Annotated in this window: 30 protein-coding genes and 1 pseudogene; 16 read left to right on the plus strand and 15 right to left on the minus strand. The window is 66.5% G+C overall.

Translation table 11 applies throughout. The features are described 5' to 3' along the window. The first annotated feature begins 36 nt into the window (after window positions 1-36). From Q8K99_14180 to Q8K99_14195, 4 genes are all read left to right on the plus strand, one after another. Window positions 37-408, plus strand: a complete 372-nt coding sequence (locus Q8K99_14180) for a hypothetical protein (protein ID MDP2183699.1) — start codon at window positions 37-39, stop codon at window positions 406-408. After that, entirely contained in the window at window positions 405-1,409 is a 1,005-nt protein-coding gene (gene dusB, locus Q8K99_14185) for a tRNA dihydrouridine synthase DusB (GenBank protein MDP2183700.1), read from the plus strand. Before Q8K99_14180 ends, dusB begins: the two co-directional genes overlap by 4 nt. 106 nt (window positions 1,410-1,515) lie before the next feature. Beyond that, complete coding sequence (locus Q8K99_14190) at window positions 1,516-2,364, plus strand: C39 family peptidase (protein ID MDP2183701.1); 849 nt, start codon at window positions 1,516-1,518, stop codon at window positions 2,362-2,364. Continuing rightward, complete coding sequence (locus tag Q8K99_14195; protein MDP2183702.1) at window positions 2,358-3,434, plus strand: hypothetical protein; 1,077 nt, start codon at window positions 2,358-2,360, stop codon at window positions 3,432-3,434. Before Q8K99_14190 ends, Q8K99_14195 begins: the two co-directional genes overlap by 7 nt. Before the next feature lie 63 nt (window positions 3,435-3,497). On the opposite strand, the gene Q8K99_14200 is transcribed toward Q8K99_14195, so the two are convergent. Continuing rightward, on the minus strand, window positions 3,498-4,076 hold the full coding sequence (locus Q8K99_14200; protein MDP2183703.1) for a GNAT family N-acetyltransferase: 579 nt from the start codon (window positions 4,074-4,076) through the stop codon (window positions 3,498-3,500). Window positions 4,077-4,117: 41 nt separating this feature from the next. After that, a complete protein-coding gene (locus tag Q8K99_14205) occupies window positions 4,118-4,555 on the minus strand; it encodes a helix-turn-helix domain-containing protein (GenBank protein MDP2183704.1) in 438 nt (145 codons plus the stop codon). 93 nt (window positions 4,556-4,648) lie between these two features. On the opposite strand from Q8K99_14205, the gene Q8K99_14210 reads away from it, so the two are divergent. Both Q8K99_14210 and Q8K99_14215 read left to right on the plus strand, forming a co-directional pair. Continuing rightward, complete coding sequence (locus tag Q8K99_14210) at window positions 4,649-5,812, plus strand: PLP-dependent aminotransferase family protein (GenBank protein MDP2183705.1); 1,164 nt, start codon at window positions 4,649-4,651, stop codon at window positions 5,810-5,812. Between the two features lie 71 nt (window positions 5,813-5,883). Next, window positions 5,884-6,849 carry a DMT family transporter gene (locus tag Q8K99_14215; GenBank protein ID MDP2183706.1) on the plus strand — a complete coding sequence of 322 codons (966 nt, stop codon included), beginning with the start codon at window positions 5,884-5,886 and terminating at the stop codon, window positions 6,847-6,849. On the opposite strand, the gene Q8K99_14220 is transcribed toward Q8K99_14215, so the two are convergent. From Q8K99_14220 to Q8K99_14250, 7 genes are all read right to left on the minus strand, one after another. Beyond that, complete coding sequence (locus Q8K99_14220; GenBank protein MDP2183707.1) at window positions 6,803-7,420, minus strand: 3'-5' exonuclease; 618 nt, start codon at window positions 7,418-7,420, stop codon at window positions 6,803-6,805. The genes Q8K99_14215 and Q8K99_14220 overlap by 47 nt on opposite strands. Before the next feature lie 2 nt (window positions 7,421-7,422). Then, window positions 7,423-8,790 carry a GAF domain-containing protein gene (locus tag Q8K99_14225; GenBank protein ID MDP2183708.1) on the minus strand — a complete coding sequence of 456 codons (1,368 nt, stop codon included), beginning with the start codon at window positions 8,788-8,790 and terminating at the stop codon, window positions 7,423-7,425. A 141-nt stretch (window positions 8,791-8,931) separates the two neighbouring features. Next, window positions 8,932-9,972: a glycosyltransferase gene (locus tag Q8K99_14230; GenBank protein ID MDP2183709.1), complete on the minus strand. Its 1,041-nt coding sequence runs from the start codon at window positions 9,970-9,972 to the stop codon at window positions 8,932-8,934. Window positions 9,973-9,987: 15 nt separating this feature from the next. After that, on the minus strand, window positions 9,988-10,470 hold the full coding sequence (locus tag Q8K99_14235; protein MDP2183710.1) for a GNAT family protein: 483 nt from the start codon (window positions 10,468-10,470) through the stop codon (window positions 9,988-9,990). 50 nt (window positions 10,471-10,520) lie between these two features. Next, entirely contained in the window at window positions 10,521-11,258 is a 738-nt protein-coding gene (locus Q8K99_14240) for a permease prefix domain 1-containing protein (protein MDP2183711.1), read from the minus strand. A gap of 2 nt (window positions 11,259-11,260) precedes the next feature. Next, on the minus strand, window positions 11,261-11,611 hold the full coding sequence (locus Q8K99_14245; GenBank protein ID MDP2183712.1) for a PadR family transcriptional regulator: 351 nt from the start codon (window positions 11,609-11,611) through the stop codon (window positions 11,261-11,263). 155 nt (window positions 11,612-11,766) lie between these two features. Then, window positions 11,767-12,939 carry a Fic family protein gene (locus tag Q8K99_14250; GenBank protein ID MDP2183713.1) on the minus strand — a complete coding sequence of 391 codons (1,173 nt, stop codon included), beginning with the start codon at window positions 12,937-12,939 and terminating at the stop codon, window positions 11,767-11,769. A gap of 223 nt (window positions 12,940-13,162) precedes the next feature. Here Q8K99_14250 and Q8K99_14255 point away from each other — a divergent pair. Next, window positions 13,163-13,671, plus strand: a pseudogene (locus Q8K99_14255) (DUF2239 family protein). 26 nt (window positions 13,672-13,697) lie between these two features. Further along, a complete protein-coding gene (locus Q8K99_14260; GenBank protein MDP2183714.1) occupies window positions 13,698-13,838 on the plus strand; it encodes a GIY-YIG nuclease family protein in 141 nt (46 codons plus the stop codon). Between the two features lie 158 nt (window positions 13,839-13,996). Here the strand turns inward: Q8K99_14260 and Q8K99_14265 are convergent, their stop codons facing one another. The 3 genes from Q8K99_14265 to Q8K99_14275 form a co-directional block, all read right to left on the minus strand. Next, window positions 13,997-14,275, minus strand: coding sequence for a peptidylprolyl isomerase (locus Q8K99_14265; GenBank protein MDP2183715.1), 279 nt, complete (start codon window positions 14,273-14,275; stop codon window positions 13,997-13,999). Window positions 14,276-14,370: 95 nt separating this feature from the next. Next, on the minus strand, window positions 14,371-14,763 hold the full coding sequence (locus Q8K99_14270; protein MDP2183716.1) for a putative toxin-antitoxin system toxin component, PIN family: 393 nt from the start codon (window positions 14,761-14,763) through the stop codon (window positions 14,371-14,373). Then, the gene (locus tag Q8K99_14275; protein MDP2183717.1) at window positions 14,756-15,007 is read right to left on the minus strand and encodes a ribbon-helix-helix protein, CopG family; all 252 of its coding nucleotides are present in this window, start codon (window positions 15,005-15,007) and stop codon (window positions 14,756-14,758) included. The genes Q8K99_14270 and Q8K99_14275 overlap by 8 nt, the downstream gene beginning before the upstream one ends. Before the next feature lie 161 nt (window positions 15,008-15,168). Here Q8K99_14275 and Q8K99_14280 point away from each other — a divergent pair, with 161 nt between their 5' ends. Genes Q8K99_14280 through Q8K99_14290 form a run of 3 tightly spaced genes read left to right on the plus strand, consistent with a single transcriptional unit; the run spans window position 15,169 to window position 17,445 of the window. Then, entirely contained in the window at window positions 15,169-15,762 is a 594-nt protein-coding gene (locus Q8K99_14280) for a TetR/AcrR family transcriptional regulator (GenBank protein ID MDP2183718.1), read from the plus strand. Continuing rightward, window positions 15,759-16,673, plus strand: a complete 915-nt coding sequence (locus tag Q8K99_14285) for an ABC transporter ATP-binding protein (GenBank protein MDP2183719.1) — start codon at window positions 15,759-15,761, stop codon at window positions 16,671-16,673. Before Q8K99_14280 ends, Q8K99_14285 begins: the two co-directional genes overlap by 4 nt. Window positions 16,674-16,722: 49 nt before the next feature. Next, window positions 16,723-17,445, plus strand: a complete 723-nt coding sequence (locus Q8K99_14290) for an ABC transporter permease (GenBank protein MDP2183720.1) — start codon at window positions 16,723-16,725, stop codon at window positions 17,443-17,445. 31 nt (window positions 17,446-17,476) lie between these two features. Here the strand turns inward: Q8K99_14290 and Q8K99_14295 are convergent, their stop codons facing one another. Beyond that, window positions 17,477-18,409 carry a DUF2520 domain-containing protein gene (locus Q8K99_14295; protein ID MDP2183721.1) on the minus strand — a complete coding sequence of 311 codons (933 nt, stop codon included), beginning with the start codon at window positions 18,407-18,409 and terminating at the stop codon, window positions 17,477-17,479. A 48-nt stretch (window positions 18,410-18,457) separates the two neighbouring features. Beyond that, the gene (locus Q8K99_14300) at window positions 18,458-18,967 is read right to left on the minus strand and encodes a hypothetical protein (protein MDP2183722.1); all 510 of its coding nucleotides are present in this window, start codon (window positions 18,965-18,967) and stop codon (window positions 18,458-18,460) included. Between the two features lie 41 nt (window positions 18,968-19,008). On the opposite strand from Q8K99_14300, the gene Q8K99_14305 reads away from it, so the two are divergent. From Q8K99_14305 to Q8K99_14325, 5 genes are read left to right on the plus strand one after another with little or no spacing between them, the layout of a single operon-like run. After that, on the plus strand, window positions 19,009-19,596 hold the full coding sequence (locus Q8K99_14305) for a helix-turn-helix domain-containing protein (GenBank protein MDP2183723.1): 588 nt from the start codon (window positions 19,009-19,011) through the stop codon (window positions 19,594-19,596). After that, on the plus strand, window positions 19,583-19,930 hold the full coding sequence (locus Q8K99_14310; protein ID MDP2183724.1) for a DUF86 domain-containing protein: 348 nt from the start codon (window positions 19,583-19,585) through the stop codon (window positions 19,928-19,930). Before Q8K99_14305 ends, Q8K99_14310 begins: the two co-directional genes overlap by 14 nt. A 30-nt stretch (window positions 19,931-19,960) precedes the next feature. Then, window positions 19,961-20,239, plus strand: coding sequence for a ribbon-helix-helix protein, CopG family (locus tag Q8K99_14315; protein ID MDP2183725.1), 279 nt, complete (start codon window positions 19,961-19,963; stop codon window positions 20,237-20,239). Continuing rightward, complete coding sequence (locus tag Q8K99_14320; protein ID MDP2183726.1) at window positions 20,229-20,648, plus strand: type II toxin-antitoxin system VapC family toxin; 420 nt, start codon at window positions 20,229-20,231, stop codon at window positions 20,646-20,648. The genes Q8K99_14315 and Q8K99_14320 overlap by 11 nt, the downstream gene beginning before the upstream one ends. A 53-nt stretch (window positions 20,649-20,701) precedes the next feature. Further along, the gene (locus tag Q8K99_14325; protein ID MDP2183727.1) at window positions 20,702-21,040 is read left to right on the plus strand and encodes a sporulation protein; all 339 of its coding nucleotides are present in this window, start codon (window positions 20,702-20,704) and stop codon (window positions 21,038-21,040) included. A gap of 40 nt (window positions 21,041-21,080) precedes the next feature. Here the strand turns inward: Q8K99_14325 and purB are convergent. Then, window positions 21,081-22,133: adenylosuccinate lyase (gene purB / locus Q8K99_14330; protein MDP2183728.1), on the minus strand; the 1,053-nt coding region annotated here is incomplete at its 5' end.

The raw sequence follows: 22,133 nt of genomic DNA on the forward strand, positions 1-22,133 counted from the left end.
CAATGGCGGCTCCACCCCCGGGGATTGCGGAGCGGGATGGCTGACCATTCAGGGTTGCCGGCGAGCTTGACTCGGTTCTTGCTCGCAACGATCGCCGCCTTCTGGGCCGCCTTCGCGGTGCTTCTGCTGACGGACGTGGTGAGCATCCGCGTGACACAGCGGGGCGCGGTGGTTCTTGTCGCCGTCCTCATGCTGGGCAACGCAGCCGTCATGGGCATGCTTGCCTGGCTGGCACTGAGAGGACGGCGGTTCTTCGACTACGCAGCAGTCGCTGTCGTGGCGGTGAACATCCTCCTCACCGTGACCGACGAGGTCGGGGCCTACGACATGGCCTATCTCGGCGTCAGCATCGCGCTCCTCGCGTTGTTGGCGTGGAGCATGCGCGCTAGTCGCCGCACCGGCCCATGACCGACGCGCCCACCGACATCCGCACGCTGCTCTCCTCGGCCAAGGTCGTGCTCGGCCCCATGGCCGGGATCACCGAGGCGCCGTTTCGCGCAATCTGCAAGCGGATGGGCGCGGGCCTCACGTACACGGAGATGATCAGCGCCAAAGGACTGCACTTCAACCCCGATTCCCACATCACCCGTGCGCTGCTGACCCTGTCGGCCGAGGAGACCCCGTGCGCCGTTCAGATCTTCGGCGCGGAACCGGAGGTCATGGCAGTACAGGCTGCGGCGATCGTCGCGAACCATGGCAAGGACGTCGCGGCGATCGACATAAACATGGGGTGTCCGGTGACCAAGGTGGTCGCCAAGGGCGAGGGCAGCGCCCTGATGCGCACGCCCGAGCTTGCCGCGAGCATCGTCGAGCACGTGCGCGAGGCGTGCGGCGTGCCGGTCACGGTGAAGTTCCGCAAAGGCTGGGACGATACCGAAGTCAACGCGGCGGAGTTCGCACAAGCGATGGAGGCGGCAGGCGCCTCGGCGCTGGCGGTCCACGGTCGGACGCGCGACCAGTTCTACCAAGGGAAGGCCGACTGGGACGTGATCGGGGCGGTGAAGGCGGCGGTCGGCGTGCCCGTGATCGGCAGCGGCGACGTGTTCTCGGCCCGAGACGTGATGGCGATGCTTGAGCGCACGGGCGTCGACGCCGTCATGATCGCCCGAGGCGCTCAGGGGAACCCATGGATCTTCCGCGAGGCCCGCGCGCTGATCGAGACAGGCGACGAGATCGCTCCCCCGACGGGGTTCGAGCGCATCGACATGGCCCGCGAACATGGCGCGGCGCTTGTCGAGTTCGCCGGGCACAGGACCTTCACGCGCATGCGCAAGCATATCGCCTGGTACGTGGCGGGAATGCCGGGGGCGACGTTCGTGCGCGATCGTGCGAACAAGGCGCGCAGCTACGAGGAACTCGACGGGCTACTGGTTGAGTATCGTGACTACCTTGAGGCGCGCGGTGCCTAGATTGAGATCGGCAAGACCGGGTTAGACGACCGGATAGACCCCCCTGATACGTTGCGGTCGTCATGAAAGGGAACGACCGTTCCATGTACTCCAGGGGGGATGCTTTGTGAAAGGCAAGCTTGCTCGCTTCGTACTCGCGACCACGCTGATGTGGTCACTCTCGGTCGGCTGTGCTCACGCCGAGGTCAACATGAGTTGCTCGGACGGAGGGTTGCTCGACGACCCGGAACTCACGGCGTCTCTGGACGCCGAGCCCGCGGAACAAACGCTTCTGAAGGAAGCTTCTGTCGGCATGACGTCCAACCTGACGCCACCCAATGCGACACCTGACATGGCCTCCATCGACGACTCGGTGTGTTCGCTCAATCGCTACGGCTACCAGACCCGTTCCGTGACCAACTATCGCCAGGAAAAGTCCTACTACTGCGGACCCGCTACGGCGAGGCAGGCGCTGGGCTTCCACAAGGCCGCGAGCCATTCGGTCGCCGCGCTCCCCTGCCAATGGACCCTTGCCAGCAAGATCGGCACAGAGCGATACCGGGCCAGCTCCACGGCGGCCATCGCCAACGCGCTCAACAGCTATAAGGGAACCTTCGGCAGCAACTTCACCTACATCGCTTCCGACATCGCGAACACCCGCAGCCCGTTCGAGACGTTCGTGAATCGGATCGGAACGCAGCTGCGATCGATCAGCCAGAATCCGACGACGCCGATCGTCCTGTGCCAGACCCGCAGGATCTCCCGGTACAACGGCGTGGCGAGTCGTCACTACATGACGGTGAGCGGAATCGACGACCGAGTCGCTCCGATGCGCATGCGAAGCGTCGACCCGCACTACCTGAGCTCCTACTACGGTGTTCGGTGGGAGAATGTCGGAAGCACAAGCACGAACGGCCTGTGCCGGGCCGTGTACCAGGCAGATCTCGACGGAACGAACAAGGTGATGGCGTGGTAGCACGACGGAGAACCGCGCGGCGTGACGCGGCCGTTCTCGTGGCCGCGAGCCTGCTGATCGTGGCGCTGGGAGTGGGTTGTGGCCGCGGCACTGAGGCGGCCGACCCGAAGCCCGCGCAGAGCGACGCCGGGGCCGTGGTTCCGTACACCGTACAGACTCTCGAGTTGCCCTACGCATCGTGCGGGCGCCCGCAAAGAATCGGCTCGGCCGTCTACATGACGGTGAGTCGCGGCGCCGGCAAGGGAGACTCCGTCATTCGCTACGATCTCGAGGCTCGCACCACAGAGACACTGGCCGAGGCACCAGATCCCGAGATCATCGGGTGGTTCACCGTGAACCAGGACTGGCTCGTCTGGAGTGTCGGAACCGAACTCTACGCCCGATCGTCTCAGACAGGCGAAGAGCAGGTGGCGTCGACGACACGGGACCTGTACGCTCCCGCACTCAACGGCGACCTGCTCGCCTGGGACGACCTGACTCCCGAGCGAACGCACCAGATCGTCATCCGCGACTTGGCAACAAAGGAGACGACCGCCGTCGCGCCGCTCGAACTACCCGATCTCTACAACAACTTCCCGACCTGGAACGGCGACGACCTGCTTTGGACCGACGTCACGGAGAACACGGGCCACTACCGGGTCTACAACAGCCTGACCGGCGACATCAGCGACTACACGCTCTCCGACATACGCTTCCGGTATCCCGGCTACGCGCTGGGGTTGGGCGAACGTTTCTACTCGATCAACTTTGACCGAACCGACGAGTGGGACTGGAGTCTCCAGCAGGTCGGCTACTACGCAGTCGGTGAGCGCCGCTTCGTGCCGATTGTTCCCGACGGGTTTGTCGCGAACTCGCTTCGCGTCACGAACGAGTTCGTCGCGATCGTGGACGAACAGATGCGGCTCACGCTCCGGCCTGCGGATGCTCCAGAGGGAGATTCGACCGTCTACGAGCCGATCGAATCGAGCATCGACTTCGTCGAAGCCTCGCCAGACGGCACCCTGATCGCAACCCACGAATCAACCGACGGCACCCCGCGCTGCACGCTCTACCTCATCGAGCCGAAGTAGGCATTGCCGCAGGCGAGATGCCGAGGCACACGCGTGCCCGTCACCTAGTTGGAGGCGGGCACGCTACGCCTGCGCAAGCACCACTGACGTCTCGACCTGCCGCGCCGGGATGTCCCAGTACGTGCGCAGCAGTTGCTCAGTCTCTTCGCGGCCTGTCACACGGAACCCGTGCTTCACGTAGAACGCGATCGCCCAGTCCGCGTCCGTCCACGTGCCGATGAGCACCGGGCGACTCGTCTCCGCAAGGAGGCGGCGCAGCAGCCGACCGCCGATGCCCCCGCGCTGCGCGCTCGCGCGCACGTACGCGTGACGGATCAGCGTCACGTCGCGGACGTCCTGGATCCCCATCACGCCGAGCAGCTCACCATCGGCCTCAAACCCGGAGAAGCGCACGCCCGCGTCGATCTCTCCACGCAGGTACTCCGCGGACATGTACGGCTCGTGCCAGCGGTCGGCAGGAATGACGCCGCGATACGCCTCAGCGACCTCATTGATGATGCCGAGGAGCCCGTCGAACTCGTCCGCGCGCACGCGGCGGATCTCCCGGCGTCCAACACCGCCGCGGGCATCTTCGCCGAACACTGGTCGCGTGCCGAAGCCGTGTCGTGACGCCGCGGCGCACTCTCTCGAGTTGTCGCACATGAATGGACTGCCCTCCCGGTACCCCTGCGCCTGTGAATATCCTACGCCACCGACTCGCTCGCGACCTCGCCCATGATCGCTCGCCACGCAGCCTCAGCCTCCGGACCGGCCTTGCCGAACACGACCGCCATCCTCTCGCGCTGCGACCCGCTCAGGTTGCGTTCGAGCCGCGCGCCCTCCTTGGTCAGACGCAGCTCACGGACACGCCGATCCGTCGCCCCGACCGTACTCTCGACAAGTCCCAGCTCGGTGAGACGCCGGAGCGGAGCATTCAGTGCTTGCTTGCTGACCCCGAGCGTTGCAAGCAACTGGTTCACCGCAAGCCCAGGGTTTCGCCCGACGAAGTACAGGATGCGGTGGTGCACGCGCTGCAGGCCGCGCTCGGCCAGCACCTCGTCCGGATGCGCCGTGAACTCGCGGTAGGCGAAGAAGAACAGCTCGAGCGCCTCGTTGAGCTGGCCTTCACGTGATGTGTCAATCATGTTGACATATCCAATCTGCCGCGAGACTATTGAGTCAACCATGTTGCCATTCTATCGCGTGGCGCCGCTAGCACGCCAGGAGGGATCCCCATGTTCTCGGAACGCATCGAGCGCCTGACGTCATCGCTCGTCCGCGACATCCTTGAGGCGAGCCAGCAACCGGGGATGATCTCGTTCGCGGGCGGTCTACCGGCACCCGACGAGCTTCCCACTCCAGACTGGAGCGGAATCCCCGCCTCGGCCGCGCAATATGGCCCGAGCGAGGGCGAGCCTGAGCTGCGCGAAGCGGTTGCCGCAAACGCACGCGGCCTGGGGATCGCGTGCGACACATCGCAGGTGCTCGTTGTCTCCGGCTCGCAGCAAGGTATCGACCTCGTGGCGAAGCTGTTCATCGACCCCGGCACGCCGATGATCACTGAGGCGCCAACCTACCTCGCGGCCCTGCAGGCGTTCGAGTTCTTCGGCGCGCGTTGTCACGGAATCCCGCTCGAGCCCGGGGGTATCGACCCCGCGCGGCTGCCCGGCACTGCACGCAGCACCGGCGCCCGGCTCGCCTACCTGATTCCCACCTTCCAGAATCCGAGTGGCACGTGCTACTCGGCCGAGACCCGGACAGCTGTCGCGCGTGCAGCAGACGAACTCGGACTCACTATCTTCGAGGACGATCCCTACCGGGAGCTCGTATACGCGCCCGTCGATCGCACGCCGATCTGCGCCCGGCTCGAACGGACGTCCTGGATCTACCAGGGCAGCTTCTCCAAGTCGTTCATGCCGGGAATCCGTGTGGGCTATGTGATCGCGTCGCCGGATCTGATGCCGCACCTCGTGCGCCTCAAGCAGGCCACGGACCTTCACACGAACCGCTTCGGTCAGTGGCTGGCGTACCGCCAGCTCGTCGATCTGAATCTGGGCGTGCGGCTGGAGCACCTGCGCACGGCCTACGTCGCCAAGCGCGATGCGATGGACGCGGCGCTCACCGAGCACTTCGGCGAACTTGCCGAATGGACCGCACCGCCGGGCGGCCTCTTCTTCTGGCTGAGGCTGCACGGCGGTATCGACACGCGGCCACTGCTTCCCGAGATGCTCGAGCGTGGCGTGGCCTTCATGCCCGGCGAGGTGTTCTTCCCGGCGACCGCTCCTGCGACCGGCTACGTGCGGCTCAACTTCTCGCATGCCACGCCCGAGCAGATGGACCGAGGACTGGCCGTCCTCGGCACGGCAGTGTCGGGCGCCCTGCCTGCCGCTCACCCCTAGGCTATCGCCCCGCCGCGCACTACTCTGACCGAAGCCCGCGCCCGCCCAATTGCCCTCCTGGAGCTGCTGCCGTGCCTGCTTCTCGACCTCAAGGTCGCATCTTCCCCCTGCTCTGCCTGCTCGGCGCGGTCGTCTTCTGGGGCACGAGCTTCGTCGCGCTCAAGACAGCGCTCGATAGCTTCTCTCCGATGACCGTCATCTGGCTGCGCATGGCACTGGCCACGGTCGTCTTCGCGCCCGTGTGGTTCTTCATCCCGAAGCCCGCCTACCAGCGCGGGGACGCACTGTGGCTCGCGCTTATCGCACTACTCCAGCCGTGTTTGTACTACCTGGCCGAAGGCTACGCTGTTCGCCTCACGACATCGAGCGCCGCCGGCGTCATCTCCGCCATCGTGCCGCTGCTCGTGGCTGCGGGGGCGTGGATCTTCCTTCGCAAACACCTGTCGATCCGGTCGGGAATCGCGATCGGGGTATCTCTCGTGGGCGTCGCCCTGCTCTCGATGGGCGGGCAGGCGCAGTCCTCGGCGCCGAACCCGGCCCTTGGCAACGTGCTCGAGGTCATGGCGATGGCGTGTGCCGCAGGGTCGATGATTGCCATCAAGCATGTATCCAGGCGGTACAACCCGTGGTTTCTCACCGGACTGCAGGCGGCCGTCGGCCTGGTCTTCTTCCTGCCGGGCGCCATCGCGAGCGGACCGGCGAGCTGGGTAGACGCGTCGCGGGCCGGATGGATCAGCGTGGCGTACCTCGGCACGTTCGTGTCGCTCGGCGCATTCGGGCTCTACAACACGGCCGTCACGCACATGCCCGCCAACCGCGCGGCACTTGCCATCAACCTGGTACCGGCCGTGGCGTTGCTCTCCGGATGGCTCGTACGCGGCGAGACGCTGTCTCCCGCGCAGCTGGTCGCCTGCGCGATCATCGTCGGCGCGGTCGTGCTGTCGGAGACGGGTTCGGGCGCCGAGGACCTCGCCGAGGAGCCAGACGCGATCACCCGCGTCGCCGAAGCAGTGCTCGACGCCGAGTGGAGTGCGTGACCGCGAGCGGCTCGGCCAGCGCATCGAGCGTGGGCTCCCCGACCGTGCGGCGACATCGCAGTGCAATACGCGCGCAGGCGGCGGCATCCGAAGCCGCGTCGTGGTGCGCCAGTTCGATGCCGCAGTGGCCGCACACGCTGTCGAGCTTGTGGTTGGGAAGGTCCGGCCAGACCTTCCGCGCCATCGCAACCGTGCAGTGGTAGCCGAGCGCCGCGGGCGGCTCGAGCTCGTAGCGCGCGATCGAAGCGCGCAGCACCGCCATGTCGAAGCTCGCGTTGTGCGCGAGCAGGACGGCGTTTCGCAGGTAGGGCTCGATTCCGCGCCACACCTCGTCGAACTCCGGCTCCTGCGCGACCATGTCCTCGTGGATGCCGTGGATGGATGTGTTCCTCCACTCGAAGACGTTGCCAGGCGGCTGGATGAGCCAGGAGCGCTCCTCGGCGATGTGCCCGTCCTCGATGAGCGCAAGCCCGAGCGCGCAGGCGCTTGCCTTCTCGCGCGAGGCGGTCTCGAAGTCGATAGCGACCCAGTGGGACGTGGTGTGCTCCTTGGCGGCTGTTGTGTCGAACACGGCTAGCGTAGCCACTCAAGCACGGCCACACACGCATAATCGCACACAGAATCGTCGCCGAGGATCGCCTCTGCCGGCCCACCTCCGCACCCCGGCCTCACGTCCGCCCGGGCGAGCATCTCGCGCACGCGGGCGTCGAGGTCATCTGAGTCCCGGCCATCGCATGCGGCCGCAAACACCACGACATCGCCCGGTAGAAGGAGGAGAAGCCCCTCGGTGTGGGAGTCTACGTCCGCTGCCGGGAGCGTCGGGCCACGCACGAGTGTCAGATCGGGCCTTCCGGCGTTCGTCTCGATCGCGACGAACCCTCCGCCGCTGCCGCCCCAGAAGAGAGCTCGCGACGACACGTCGAGCCGCCAACGAACAACCGACACGTCCATGCCCGGCAGACCCGATCGCGCGAGGTTCGCAGAGAGCGCCGCGACGGCATCATCGGGCTGCAGACCGGCTACGCTGTGCCCCCGCATGAGCGTCCGCACGATCTCCGAGCCCTGCTCCGCCGAGCCGTCGACGACGCGACATGCGCCCAGGGCTACGTCCACGACACCGGGATGGGTCGTCGTGAGGTCGTAGACGGGAACCGCAGTACTCGCGTCAGGCGTGCCCACCGCGATATGGAGACGCGCGACAGGCTCATTCACACCTCGCCCCGAAACGTCGTGAACGACCGCGTGGCCCTCGGCAGTGATGTCGAAAGTGACCGTGGATCCGGTCGGCGCTTCGTCCTCGTCACCGGCGATCTCGCCGTCAGACGCCAACTCCGCGCTCGCACCTGCCGAGGACGGCTCGAGCACGCTTGCAGCGATGTCCGCAACCGCCAAGAGCACCTCGCGCTCCTCGGCATCGAAGGTGCGGGTCTGCGCCCACTCGAGCGTGAGCACACCTACGGCCCGTGCACGCGACACGAGCGGAAGTACCGCATACGCGCTCGTCGCGACCAAGCCCCGCCAGCGCCCCACGCCGTTGGTCGGCGCAACGTCGGGGAGCCCGTGTGCGTCGCCCACGAACTCGGCCTCGGCGGATTCGAGAGCGTGCACGGCCTCCTCTTCGGCCTCGAAGCCCACAGCAGGCAGACTCCGCACGAAGGCGGCGTGCGATCCGGCAGCGGCGACCGATTCCAGTTTGAAGCCCTCGGCACCGGCGCGAGCCAGCGACAGCCCCGCGCCGCTGAGGCCGAGATGCTCCACGAGTGCACCGACGACGCGTTCGGCCTCGGTGTCGCCCTCTGTATCGCAGGCCGTTTCACCCGAGCCGCCGCCAAGGAGAGCGCGAACAAGTCGAGCGTCGACCGTGGCACCATGGTCAACAGGATGCTGTCCACCGCATGCGTCCGACGCTGCCTCGCGCAGCGCTTGTGACTCGTCGGCCATAGATTCCCTCGCACCAGAAGCCGAACCTGAGCCCGGCTTGGTCATCTCCACGCGTGAGCCTACCGCTTGTGCGCGCAAAGCGCACGTCTGGCTTGTCGGGCGCAATCGCGAAACAGGCATGAGCCCGCCCGGGCCACCGCCCTACTCGTCGCCGAACTGGGCCACGATGTCGCGCCAGACGCGTTCACCTGCCCGACGGATGCGCCGCAGCACGATCGGCCGAAGCCGACGCGCGTACTCAAGACGTCGACTCATGTGGTCGTGCAGCTCGACGATTTCGTCGGGGGCGATCTCTCGAAGCAACCGCTCGATCGACTCGGGCGTGATGTCTGTATCACCCAACTGCCGGATTCGCTCGATGCCTTCCGAGGAGAACCTCTCAAGTGGATCGCCGATCGCTGTCCACATCTCGCGGAACGCGTCGAGTCCTACATGAACCGTCTCGCGCTTCTCCCGGTCGAACGCGGCGAACTCGTACTCGAACGGGACCTCCCGCATCGGGCGGCCGGTCATCACGTGCAACTCGGAGTACAAGTACTTGAAGGCGAGAGTGACCAGACCCTCCTTCTCGATGCGGCGCATCGAGGTACGCATGGGAGCGCTGCGAAGCACGCGGAACTTCCCGACCTCCGCGGTGCGCTGCACGTACTCGTGGTCCTCGGCCAGCACGACCGTCTCGTCGAAGCCGCCGATCTGCTCGTGTACATCGCGCCGCACCAGGATGCAGAAGCCGGGCGCATGCGGGACGGCGTACTGCACGAGCTGGAGGTAGAGGTTGACCGCCTCGCACGCGACGACGTTCGCCGGTTCGCGCTCGAGCGGCTCGACCTGCCCGGCGGCCACCGCCAAGGAGCGCCCCAGGAACTCGGGCACAGCCATCTCGATCCAGTTGTCGGACGGCTCGTCGTCGGCGTCGAGGAAGAGGATGAGGTCGGTCGTCGCGGCCGCGGCCCCGGCATTGCGGCCTGGGCCGGGCTTGCCGCCCTCGACCACGATCGCTCCGGCAGCGATCGCGATCTCGCGTGTCGCGTCGGTCGAGCCCGCATCGGCGATCACGACGGCGTCGGCCGGGTACGTCTGGGCCGCCAGCCGCTCGAGCAGCACCGCCAGCCGCTCGGCTTCGTTGAGCGTGGGGATGACGACGGTGAGCGTGGGACGAGCGGGCAGTGGCTCGAGCGACATCGGTGCTCCGGTCCTCTACTGCAGTTCCTCGGCAAGCATATCCATGAGGAGGTTGTCGTGGTAGATGCCGTCCGCGTCCATTTCGTAGGCGCGCATGACGCCTACGGGTTTGAACCCGACCTCGCGGTACGCCGCGATCGCGCGCTCGTTGGCCACGGAGGGGTCGATCGTGAGGCGATGATGCCCCCGAGCCTCGAACAGATGCCGCGCTACTGTCCGAAGCGCGTCGGTGCCGAGTCCCTGGCCGAGGTGGTCCGCGGCAAGCGTGATGTCGACTCCCGCCGACTTGTAGAAGGGGTCGGTCTCCTCGGAATACATGACCAGGCCGATGAGCTCGCCGACGAACTCGATCGCGAGCGAGGTGACACCGGGGGTCTCAAACGTGTCGGCGCGCAGGCGCGGCATGTCGTAGCCCGACCACCATTCGCTCACCCCCGGCTGCAGCACGATCTCGAGGATGCGCGGCAGGTCGTCGTGCGTGAGCTCCCGGAGCGTCACGCGATTGCCGTTGAGTATGGGTGGGACATGGCGCTCGACCCCCGTTCGGGCTAGACGCAACTCTCGGTGGTCGCACTCGCCGACACGTCAGCGGCCGAGGAGGCCGATCCCACCTCCACCTTGGGATGGACGAAACGGCCTGTGGTCAGCAGCCGATGTTCGACGAACACGCTCAGTGGCCACGCGGCCCCGCCGACCCACACCGTCCACGCCCACAAACGGCCCGAACCGAGAGCCACGTTGATGAGAAGCGCCGCCGCGCAGACACCGGCCCACTGCAGCACCGCCGTTCGCAGACGCGTGCCACCCAGAGGGACCGTGTCGACAGCTTCTGGCCGTGCGTGGAAGTCGTGCAGCGCTTGCGCGATCCATCCGAGGCCCGCCACACCGATCATCAGGTCCAGAAGCGCCGAAGAGCCGCCGAGAGTACCCTCAACTGCGGCGAACACCGAGAGCACAAACAGCGTTGCGACCGCGACACCCGCGCTGATCACGACCACGTGGACCCGCAACTTGCTCACGTACGCCTCCACAGTGCGCACCGGCTTCGCAGCCGGGGCATCAGAATCGGCCGGTTCTTTGGCGACGAACTCCTTGACCAGCCCACTCAGGTCGCCCATCGAGGCGATGGCCGTGCCGAGCGCCTCGTCTTGCGATCGCCCTTCGGAAACCAGGTCGTCCACCTTCGCCGTGAGGTCGGCGATAAGCTCCTCTTGCTGCTCGAGCACCTCCGGAGTCTCCGCAACGCCGACGAACGCGCCTTTGACGTAGTACTTGATGGCTTCCATGGTCACTCCTTCTCGGCTTCGCCCGACACCAGCCGGTCGATGAGCGTGCGTGCACGTTTCCAGTCCTCAAGATTGCGCAGGTAGGTTTCGCGCCCCTCCGAGGAGATGCGGTAGTACTTGCGGCGGCCGCCTTGGGACTCCTCGCCCCAGTAGGAGCTGATGAGCGCCTGGCCTTCCATGCGACGGAACGCCGAGTACAGTGTCGGTTCTTTGAGCTCGTACTCGCCGTCCGAAAGCACCGCCACTTGCTTGCACAGCTCGTAGCCGTACCGGTCCTGAGTACTGAGTAGCCCGAGCACAATCGTATCGATGTGCCCGCGAATCAGGTCGCTGCTGATCGGCGCATCTACCATGTCGCACCTCCTTCGAACCACATAGTCCGGCAAGGTAGTATGTCTGTCAAGGTACTGTGACATAAATAGATATAGGGCCGACATTCGAGAAGCCGGGCCGAAAGTCACAGAAGACGCGCGCCGCGACGGTTGCTCAATCGGATGCCTGGGCGCGTCTACGCGCACCCACCCCTCAATCGCTCAGCCAGCATCGCGACTATTCCCGGACGCTGCTGCTCGAGGGGGGTCTGTTCGTCGACGTCGAACAGTTCTGCGGCCCGCGAGACGGCAGCCGCGAGCCGGGCGGTGCCTTCGTAGGCGGTCGAGCGTCCAGCTCCAGTCGACCTAAGCATCCCGCTCGCGGTCAGACGCTGCAGGTCTTGAGCGGCAACAACGGGCGAGAGGTCGGCAAGTCCGCGGTAGTAGCGATTGGTCATCCGCCTACCGAAGAACGCGTCGAAGAGGGCGTCAGCCATCCGAGGGTCGCCCCCCAAGTCCTCGGTGACGAAATCGGTGAGGGCGGTCCATATCGCACGCTCCGTGGCCTGCCGCAACGAGAGCGCCTCGACTTGTGAACGCTGTGTGTGCACGTGCGCGAGGACAAACGGGGTCACATCCGCATCCGCGTTCCACCCGGTGCCCAGACACTCGAACGCCGCATAGTAGTCCTGCGTGTGGGCGCCCCACCACTCCTCGAGACTGGTGAACTCGGGCAGGCGGAACCCACCCCGATACATCACGAGCGACGCAAGAATACGGGCCGTGCGCCCATTGCCGTCGACAAACGGGTGGATGCCGGCAAGCCGGACGTGCGCAAGCGCCGCCGACAACGGAGGCGCGAGTTCTCCGGAGTCGTCCATCCACTCGCACACGTCACGGACAAGCTCGGCGACCTCTTCAGCCGGAGGGGGCGAGTAGACGAGACGCCCCTCGTATTCGACCGCAAGGTGCACCTGCTTCTGGCGATATCGTCCAGCCTCCCTCGAGTAGTCACCCGCGAGCACACGATCGTGGATGCTGCGAACGAGTTCGGGCGACCACTCGAAGTCCGGGTCATCTGCGCGGCGCAGCACCAGGGCCATGGCATCCCGGTAGCCTCTGACTAGTGCCTCATCCTCCTCGGAGACGGCCCGCGGCCGATCTCCCACGAGAATCCGGCGAACTTCCTCGACGGTGACCGGAACGCCCTCCATCGATGTCGACGCGGCAACAGCCTCTGCCTCGAGATCGCGGCGTACGCGCCCGACCCATCGCCGGGGGAGAACGCCGCGACCGTCAAGCACGCGCCGTAGCTCCTCAAGGCGCTCGAGGTCGGCGGCTATTTCATTGGTGATGGTGTAGCGGTACATGTTGAGCTCCCCGTACGTGAGCGGTTCTCGCTTACATATAAACGATTATATGATTTATTGCACCGTTCGCAACCCCTGATCTACCTGACCTCTGGCCAGATGGCCTTGCGTCCTTGTTTCTACCCGGGTCATATGGCTCCCCGACACACACCCGCCAAGGAGCACCCCCACGGATACCACCAGCCCACCATCACCCATCGTCGCCTTCGCCGGCAGCTCGCTCATCGCGCGCAGCGATCTCGCCGAGGTCGCCCGGCGCACCAAGGAGCGCCTCGACGCCGGCGACCAGGCGACGGTCCTCATCTTCGACGCGGTCACCCGCCACACGATCGAGATCGACTTCCGAGGAACCGTGGATGATGTCCTCGGCCAGCTTCCGCACGAGACTGCGGATCCGCCCACGCCCCGGTCCCCGGGCAGGCCGAAGCTCGGAGTCGTCTCTCGCGAGGTGACCCTGCTGCCCCGGCATTGGGAGTGGCTCGCCACGCAGCCTGCGGGGGCCTCGGCGACGCTGCGCAAGCTCGTGGACAACGCCCGCCGCGACAGCGGGGGGCGGACCGGAAGCGGGCGGCGCAGAAGTCAACCTACCGCTTCACGGTCACGATGGCGGGCAACGAGGTCGGCCTCGAGGAAGCCATGCGCGCGCTGTACGCGGGCGATGCCGGGCGCTTCGCCGAGACGACCGCCACCTGGCCCGAGGACGTGCGCGACCACGCACGCGGTTTGGCTGCGCCCGCGCGTACAAGGAGTCTCCGCCGATGGGGGTCTGGGCCGTCCGCAACACCGTGGATGGCAAGGCGCTCGTCGGCGCGAGTCCCAACGCGGCGGGGCGGCTCAACCGGGAGCGCTTCACGCTCGAGGTCGGCGACCACCCGTCTCGCGACCTGCAGGCCGACTAGAACCGGCTCGGCGAAGACGCGTTCGTCTTCGAGGTCCTCGACACGCTGAAGCCATCGAGCTCCCCGGAGGCCGATGCGTCCGAGGAGCTCGAGGAGCTGCGTGTCATGTGGCTCGACAAGCTTGCTCTGTCGGCCGAGAAGCTGTAACCGCAGCGGGGTTAGTCGCGCTTGGTGACCTCGATCAGGTGATAGCCGAACTGCGTCTTCACCGGGCCGTGGACCACGCCGACCTCATCGTTGAAGCAGACGTCGTTGAACTCGCGCACCATCTGGCCCGGGGCGAACTCGCCAAGGTCGCCGCCGCCGCTACCCGATGGGCACTTCGAATGCTGCCGGGCCATGTCGGCGAAGTCGGCACCGGCAGCGATCTGACCCTTGATGTCGTTGGCCTCGTCCTCGGTAGGAACGAGGATGTGGCGGGCGCTTGCAGTCGTCATGGAAGTCTCCTATCTCGCGTTCGTAACCTTGTGATTATGCGTGTAGGAGCCGATTCGTGCCACACGCGCGCACAATCGCCGCCCCCGCAGCCCATCTACCGGCCAAGGAACTCCGCCACCCTCATCACCCGCACCCCCTCCCAGGTGCCAAGTTCGAGCAGATGCGGATCGCCCGAGACGATGAACTCGGCGCCAGCCTCGGCTGCAGCTTCCAAGATGCGATTGTCTGCATCGTCCGCCACCACCGCAAGCCGCCGCTCGGGCCGCACTGCGGTTGCCACACGCGCGATCTGTCGCACGACCTCTTCGGTGTGCTCCCGGTCGAAGTCGAGCACCGTCTCAAGCTTGTCGGCCAACTCAACGAGGATGGCGGGCGAGGTGACGAGCTCGAACTTGCCGGCAATCGCGGCGCGCATCACATCCGCCGGCTTGCCGCCGAAACCGTACGCCGAGATGTAGACATTCGTGTCGAGAACGACTCTAGACACCTCGCGCCTCGTGTATGAGACGCTCGACGTCCGCCTCGGTCATCGCACCCGCGGCGCGAGCCTTCTCACGTCCGTACGCCGAGAGATCCTCGAACACGAGGATCTCTCGCTCGCGGCGGTACACCCGCACCATCTCTCGGAAGAGTTCGCTCTTGGTCCGGCCTTCGATCTGCGCCATGCGCTCGACCTCGGCGGCCAGTTCTGGCGGCACCGAGAAGCCGATCGTCGTAGCCGTTCGCGCCATGTTCGAATCACCTCGTTTACAACTGTTGTAAACCTAGGTTTCACCGTACACCGTGGGTATGACACGCGCAAGAGGGCCGACCTCGCCGCCACTTGCACTCGAGCGGGGTGCAGCGTATTCTGACTGACGTTCATTCATAATCCTGTGACCTGGAGTCCCCCGTGCCAAAGATCGTCGACCGCGACGCACGCCGTGCCGAGTTCGCCTTGGCCGCCGCTGCCGTCTTCGCCGAGCGTGGAGTCACGAACACGACCATCAGCGACATCGCGAAGGCAGCCGGAGCCGGGCAAGGCACGTTCTACCTCTACTTCGACACGAAAGACGACGTCGTCCTCGCCGTCGCCGAGCAGATGGCAGACGGAATGGTCGCCGCGATCGAGGCCGCCGTCGGGACCGCAGACGCGAGTGCAGTCGACAAGTTCTTGAGCCTCCGCGACATCCTGTCGAGCTTCGACGCCAACCCGGCTGCGGTCGAACTGGCCGACTTCATTCACAGCCCGGCGAACCGCGCTCTGCACGACCGGCTCGCCGAGCATCTCGCGACCAAGCTGGTCGCTCTCGTGGAGGCAATCATCACGCAGGGCATCGCCGAAGGCGTCTTCGACGTCCCCGACCCGCACGCGGCCGCTTGGTTCGTCGGCGGCGGGCTGCAGAGTGTCGAGCTCGCAGGCACGCGGGCCGCCGACATGCCCGCAGGAATCGCGGCCGCCACCGAACTCGCCCTTCGTGCCCTCGGCTACAAGGAGCCCCGATGACCCCGGATACTGTGATCGCGACGAATGGCCTCACCAAGCGCTACCGCGAGGTGCTCGCCGTCGACAGCCTAGAACTCGATGTGAGGCGCGGCGAGATCTACGGGTTCCTTGGCCGGAATGGAGCCGGGAAGACCACCACCATCCGCATGCTGCTCGGCCTGATCACGCCCACGGCAGGTGAGCTGAGCGTCCTTGGCCGACGCATCGTGCCGGGCGAGACGAGCGTGTTCGGACGCGTCGGTTACCTGGTCGAGTCCGCGACTGCCTACCCGAACCTCACCGTGCGCGAGAACCTCGAGATCCAGCGCAAGCTCACCGGCGCGCCGCGTACCGCCACGGCCGAGGCGATCGGACTCCTCGCACTCGGCTCGCTCGCCGACCGTCGAGCCGGCCGTCTCTCGCTCGGCAACAAGCAGCGTCTCTCACTTGCGCGGGCCTTGCTGCACTCTCCGGACGTGCTCGTCCTGGACGAGCCCGCCAACGCGCTCGATCCCGTCGGCATCGTCGAGATCCGCGAACTGCTCCGCGCGCTCGCGGACGACCGTGGCGTCACCGTCTTCATGTCGAGCCACATCCTGGCCGAGGTCGCGCATCTCGCCGACCGCATCGGCATCCTCCACGACGGCCGGCTGCTCGAAGAGCTCGACCGCGAGGAACTCCACGCCAAGGCGCGCGCGTTCGTCGAGGTCGGCGCCTCAGACCTGCCGCGCGCAGAGGAGCTGCTGCGCGTGACCGGATTCGCGAACATCGAGCGCAACGGTGAGAGCGCGCTTCGCGTCTTCGATGCCGAGGAGCGCGCCAGCGAGATCGCTCGCACCCTCGTGGGCGCGAATCTCGAACTCACGCAGCTCACGCCTTCGTCGGAAGACCTCGAGACCTACTTCCTTCGGCTGACGGGGGGCACGCAGTGATGCCCGCACTCACAACCGAGTTCGCGAAGCTGCGCCGCTGCAAGGTCACGTGGGCCACGCTCGGCGGCCTGTCGATGGGACCGCTTGGTCTCTCGCTGTTCATGTGGATCGTGCGCGAGCCGGGCCGCGCAGCTCAGATGGGTCTCCTGGCACGAAGGCCGACCTCGCGGGGCTCGAGGCGACGTGGCCGTCGTACCTGACGATGATGACGATGCTCGTGGGCATCGGCGGGATGATCTTGCTGTCGTTCATCGTCGCCTACATCTTTGGCCGCGAGTACACCGAGGGGACCGCCAAGAACCTGCTCGCGCTACCCGTCGGCAGGCACTGGTTCGTGGTCGCGAAGCTCGTGGTCGCGGCAGCGTGGTGGGCGGCGCTCGTAGCGGCGGTGCTGACCGAAGCAATCGCGATCGGGTTCGCGCTCCGACTGCCGGACGTCTCGACGACGCTCATCGCGAGCGGCATCGGAAACGCATTGCTCGCCGCGGCGATCTCGTTCCTGCTTGTGCCGGTGATCGCATGGATCACCACGGTTGGGCGCGGCTTCATGCCTCCGCTCGGCTTCGCGATCGCGATGATGGCGCTCGGCAACGTGTTCGGCAAGACAGGTTGGTCTGACTGGTTCCCGTGGTCGATCGTGCCGAACATGGTCGGCATGGTGGGTCAGCCTCAGACGCTGCCCTCAGGCAGCTACGTGGTGCTGGCGCTCACGTTCGCGGCGGGAGTGGCCGCGACCATGGCTCAGCTGCGCTTCGCCGACAACGCGCAGTAGGACGCGGAGCGTGGGCGGCCTGGATGGCGCGTCAACTCCCGGAGCCGCGCTCCTCGGCCAGCACCTCGCGCAACGCCTCGAGCGTCTCGGCGTCGAGTGTCCCCCGCCGACGAGCGATCTCGAGCGTGTGACGTCCGAGTGCGCGGTACAGCTCCAACTCGCCGCCGGATAGTCCGCGCAGCACCTCCACGTGCCCGCGCACGGTGTCGACGTCGCCACGCACGATCGGTCCCGTCAGCGCGCTCGTCGGACCGAGGACGCTGATGTTGTCAGCCGTTCCCGACACGAGCGGTTGGAGAGCTCTCAGGGCGGACGCCTCATCGAACCCGGCGCTCACCAGCAGGTGCACCGCCATGTCCTCGACCGCCACAAGGTAGTTCGAAGCCATGACCGCTGCCGCGTGGTAGAGGGCCTTGTCCTCGTCGTCGATGGTGACGGCATGCCCTCCGAGCACTCCGACCAGGGCCTCAAGCGCCTCGAGCGCGCCAGACCCGGGCGTGATGCCAAAGAACGACCCGCGAATCGTCCGCGATGCGTCCTCGGCCGTGGCGAACGATTGCAGGGGATGCGCGCAACCGATCGCGGCACCTGCCTCGGCGGCGGGCGCCAGGACGGAGAGCGGGAGCGCGCCACTCATGTGCACGACGAGCTGGTCCGGGTGGAAGCCGCCCGCCTCGGCGACTTCCGCCACGACACGAGCGATGGAGTCGTCGTTCGTCGTGACCAGCACGATGTCGCCCTTGGCTGCCGCCGCGGCATTGTCGATGCCCGCCTCACTGCCCATTTGCGAAGCGGCGTGTTCGGCCGTGGCCAAGTGCCGGGTCGTCACCGCCGCGATAGCGAGCCCAGCCTCGCGCAGCAACATGCCGACGGCGGATCCGACCTTGCCGGAGCCGAGAACGACGACTGCCTTGTCGCGAAGAGTGGGGGGCAAGGACTCAGGACGTGAGGCTGGTTGCTTCATGGAGACATCTTAGACCCGCCCCGGCAGGACTGCGCAATGCGCGGCCAATCAGTCGCTCCAGAGCTCGCAGCGGTACTCGTCGCAGATCGGGGCGCGGTACTCGTGCGGAAGCTGGCAACCCAGCCCGGGGTGGCAGAACTGGCACTTGCGAACGTCTACCCACGTCGGCAGTCCGGCGCGGTACGCCTCGCCCTCACGCGTGGGCAGATGGCTGATGCGGGGATCGTGATACGGCTCGATGCCGTGGGCTCCCGCGACGTACCGCTGGCCTTCCCACACGAGCGCGCCGCTGGCCTCGAACCACTCGAGCCACTGCTCGATGTAGGCCGGCAGCCATCCGTCGCCGATGTAGTCGCCATTCTCGTCGTTGGCGAGATACAGGCAACAGCACAGCCCGCCGCACTCGTGGCAGAGCTGCCAGTTCTGGGCGGCGGGGTCTGGCGCTGGGCCGGGGGGCGTCTTGTCAGTCGAGGTCACGCGGATCTCCGGGTCATCGACGCGGGCCAAGGAACGCGAGAAGTATAGACGACCGGCGGCGCGATGGTTGCGCTCGCGCATATCGCCTTGCATATATATATCGTCTCCGTTATTGTCGGCCCATGAGCGGACTCGCTGACATCGGGCACGCCCTCATTGAGACGAGGCGGTCACGCGGCATGACGCAGGCCGACCTCGGCCGATGTCTCGGCGTGTCCCAACCCCAGATTGCACGTTGGGAGGCTGCCGTTTACCGCAACGTCACGCTGGAACGTGTCGGTGCCGTCGCAGAGGCCCTGGGGGTCGGCACGCAGCTGCCCGACCTCCCGATTGCCGCTGAGGCGCCCGCCGCATACGCGACAGCCCTACCGGGCGCCGAGCCGGAGGCCCTCCGCGCCCTTGCTCGCACCGGGGCACCGCCGGCCGCAGTCGCCGCGTTCGCGCGCTCACACAACATCGAGCGTCTCGATCTCTTCGGGTCAGTGCTTGGGCCGGACTTCGGGCCAGGCAGTGACATCGACGTGCTCGTGACCTACGACCACGACGCCGCTCCTTCGCTTTTCGATCTGACGGACCACGAGACCGAACTCGCCGCTATCCTCGGACGAGCAACCGATCTCGTCTCAAGACCAGGAATCGAGCGAAGCGAGAACTACCTGCGACGGCGCAAGATTCTAGCCGAAGCGAGAACGCTCTATGCGCGACCCTGAGGCGTCCCTGCTCGACATCGTCACGTATGCGAAACGCATCTCTGGCTACGTCGACGGCGTCACACACGATGAGTTCGTCTCCGATATCGGGATCCAAGACCAGGTCATCCGGTGCCTCACTGTCATCGGTGAATCCGCGAAACGCACGCCCGAGGAGACTCGCAGCCGCTTTCCCGCAGTACCATGGATGCAGATGATCGGTATGCGAAACCGGCTTGCGCACGAGTACGACGGAGTCGACATGGACGCGTTGTGGCTCACGGCTACGCGGGACATGCCGACGGTTCTTCAGCAGCTCGACTCGTGTCAGAGTCCGGGTGTATCCTCTGGGTAGTGAATTCCATTCTCCACCACGGAGACCATCATGACCAAGCTCAATATCTCCATGCCGCAGGAGCTCCTCGACGAGATAGACGCCGAGGCCACGGCGCTCGGCCTCTCGCGCAGCGGGCTCATCCAGGAGGCATCCGCTCGCTACGTCGTTGCGACCCGCGAGGACCGGGAAGCCGAGGCGCGACGGCTGCGCATCGAGGCCGCCGCCCGCCGAATGCGCCGAATCGGCACCGAATTCGGGCTGACTGGCGATGCGGCACGCCTTGTCGCCGAGTCGCGCTCTGCGGAAGAAGGCCGGCATGAGCGGTGACGCTCCCACAGTAGTTGTGGACGCAAGCGTCGCCGTGAAATGGTTCCTCGCCGAGGACGAGTCCGGCGTGGCCGAGGCTGCTGCATTGCTCGCGGAACATGCCGAAGGCCGCGTTCTGCTCGTGGCTCCCGCGCTCATCGCCCACGAACTCATGGGCGTGTTCGCCCGTCGACTGCCCGGCTCCGGGGTCAGTCCTGCGCTCGAGGCGTTCTACGACGCAGGCGTGCACCTCGTGCCACCCAGCCGGGAGCTGATGCTCGGCGCGGTCGGTTTGCTCGAGCAATGCCAGTTGTCGGCGTTCGATGCGGCATACGCGGCGCTGGCGGTCTCGCTCGGCTGCCCGCTCGCGACGGCCGACCGCAAGCTCGCCAACGCACTGGCGGGGGTAGTCGAGGTCCAGGCCGTCTAGCACGTCTTGCGGGTACAATCCCGTGGTACCGCGACATGGAAGGAGCGCTCGAGATGGCGTTTGTGAACAGCATGTTGGAATCCTGGCGAGACACGTACACGGTGCGCAGAGTCTTCGGCGATCCGATCGAGAAGGACGGGGTCATCGTCATTCCCGTGGCCATGGTCGCAGGCGGGGGCGGGGGCGGCGTCGGTCCGATCGCCGAGGAGAGCAGCGTCGAAGGCAGCGGTGGCGGCTTCGGCGGAATGGCGCGACCTGCCGGCGTCTATGTGATCCGCGCCGACAGCGTCGAGTGGCAGCCCGCGCTCGACATCACCCTGCTGGGGATGGCGGGCATAGCGCTTGTCGCGCTGATCACGCTGACCTGCGGTCGAGCCATCCGCCGGAGATAGGCGGATGAGAGGCCTCTAGGGCACGCTGGGACAGCCCGCCCTAGAACCGACACTCCTCGAGCCGCTCGAACAGCACATCCACTCGCGACAGGAACCCGCGCGGGTCGAAGATCGCGTCGAGCTCCTCGGCACAGATCGGGAACTCCGGGTCCGCTTCGAGCCGCTCGCGATAGCTCGGCCCGCTGCGCGCGTTCTGGATGTCGTCCCAGACCGCCATCGCACTTCGCTGCACGATCGCGTACGCGTCCTCGCGCAGCATCCCCGCACTCACGAGCGCGAGCAATACGCGACTCGAGTAGATGAGCCCGCGCGTGGCTTCGAGGTTCGCCATCATGCGCTCGGGATAGAGCACCATCCCGTCGAGGATCCACGCGAGCTTGTCGAGCAGGTAGTCAGTCGCGATCGTCGAGTCGGCGAGCACGACGCGCTCCGCGCCCGAGTGAGAGATGTCGCGCTCGTGCCACAGCGCCACGTTGTCGAAGCCGACCTGCGCGTTGGCCTTCACCACGCGCGCGAGCCCGCAGACGCGCTCGGCCGTGATCGGGTTGCGCTTGTGCGGCATGGCCGAGGAGCCCTTCTGGCCTTTCGCGAACGGCTCTTCGGCCTCGAGGGTGTCGGTCTTCTGGAGCGCGCGGACCTCGGTAGCGATCTCCTCGGCAGTGCATGCGACGGTCGCGAGAACGGCCAGGTACTGCGCATGCCGGTCGCGCGGAACGACCTGCGTGGAGAGCGGTTCGGGGGTGAGCCCCAGCTTCTCGCAGATGTAGGACTCCACGAACGGGTCGATGTTGGAGTAGGTGCCGACGGCGCCCGAGATCGCCCCGACCGCGATGTTGTCTCGCGTGCGCTCGAGCCGATCGAGTGCCCGGCGCCACGCCCACGCCCAGCGGCCGAACTTCATGCCCACCGTCATCGGCTCCGCGTGGATGCCGTGCGTGCGGCCAACGCAGAGCATGTCGCGGGTCTCAGCCGCGCGCCGCAGGCAGATGTCGCCGAGGTGGCGAACGTCTTCGATCACGATGTCGATGGCCTGGACCATCTGGTAGCACATCGCCGTGTCGCCCAGATCGCTCGAAGTCATCCCGAAGTGCAC

Source organism: Actinomycetota bacterium, from assembly GCA_030682655.1.
Classification (GTDB): Bacteria; Actinomycetota; Coriobacteriia; order Anaerosomatales; family JAUXNU01; genus JAUXNU01.